This is a genomic window from Acidisphaera sp. S103 (assembly GCF_009765975.1).
In the GTDB taxonomy this organism is placed as follows: Bacteria; Pseudomonadota; Alphaproteobacteria; order Acetobacterales; family Acetobacteraceae; genus Rhodopila.
Map to the genome: position 1 here is coordinate 1 of NZ_LMUJ01000038.1, position 1,166 is coordinate 1,166.

The window sequence follows — 1,166 nt, forward strand, 5'->3', positions numbered from 1 at the left end:
CGGGTTCGGACATGGAAACCTCATGGTACGAGGCTCCCTAAAAATCGTATTTCAGACCGCGCCGGAATCCCACACCCCTTCAAGCGATTGCCCTGGACGATGGACGATGGACGATGGACGATGGACGATGGACGATGGACAAATATGCACTTTGCGGGCCCGATGCCACAATGGGATAGTGCGCCTATGCAGCGCCAAATGGGGCGATTTTAGCCTTATTCTTTATTCGGATTCTTTCTCGGCGCAACCTTCGGCTGGGGGCGCAATATCAGCTTTAGGCTCGGAACCCAATTATTTTCTTGACCCGGACCCTCCGGATCGAGATCGGCCGGATCGCTGGCCGCCTCGGCTTCCAGTTGCGCCTTGGCCTGGCGGATGCGTTCAAGCCGGCGCTGCTTGTTGGCCACCCAATCCGGCATCTCTTCGCCGCGATGCTCGCGGCCATGTTGCGCGTCCTCCGCCTGGTCGGCTGCTTCCGCCTGATCCAGCCACGCCTTCACCTCCGCGGCCAGCTTCGGCTCCTCCGTCACCATCCGCTGGTAGCTCATCGCCTTGTGGCGGCTGGCATTGGTCCGCAGCTTGGTGCCGTCCACCGCCACATGGCCAAGCTTCACAAGACCGGCCCGCTGACACAGCCGCAGCACCTGCACGAACAGATCCGACAGCGCCGCAAGATGGCGTTTGCGAAAGTCGCTGACGGTGCGGAAATCCGGTCGGTTCAGCCCGGTCACCGCCATGAAATCCATCCGCTCCTCGCAGGCACGGGCCAGTTGACGGCTGGAATACACCCCACGGCTGTAGCCATACAGTAGCAACGCCACCAGCATGGCCGGGTGGTAGGGCGGCTGCCCACGCGCTTCGCTGTAGGCTTGCAGGATTGCCGACAGATCCAGCGCCTCGCGCACCGTATCGCGCACGAAATGCGCCAGGTGACCGGGCGGCACGAAGTCATGCACCGAGCGTGGAAGAAACCAGCTCTGGTCTACATCCCACGAACGAAAGGTCTTGCTCATGGACAGCATAGAATCGAAGTTTCACCGCGTCGGCTAGCAAATTCTCGGACAGGCTCCTAGTCTTACTGTGTCATAAGTTCATTCTGCGTGTGATGTGCTGGCAGCAAGGGCAGCGTGGCAGGGTTCGAGCAATGACGCGGGCAATTGCGACGC

Annotated in this window: 1 pseudogene; it reads right to left on the reverse strand. The window is 60.6% G+C overall.

What is annotated here, in order from left to right:
• Positions 1–302: 302 nt before the first annotated feature.
• Positions 303–1,013 (reverse strand): annotated as a pseudogene (locus GSQ89_RS10010) (transposase); the annotation flags it as partial.
• Positions 1,014–1,166 lie beyond the last annotated feature (153 nt).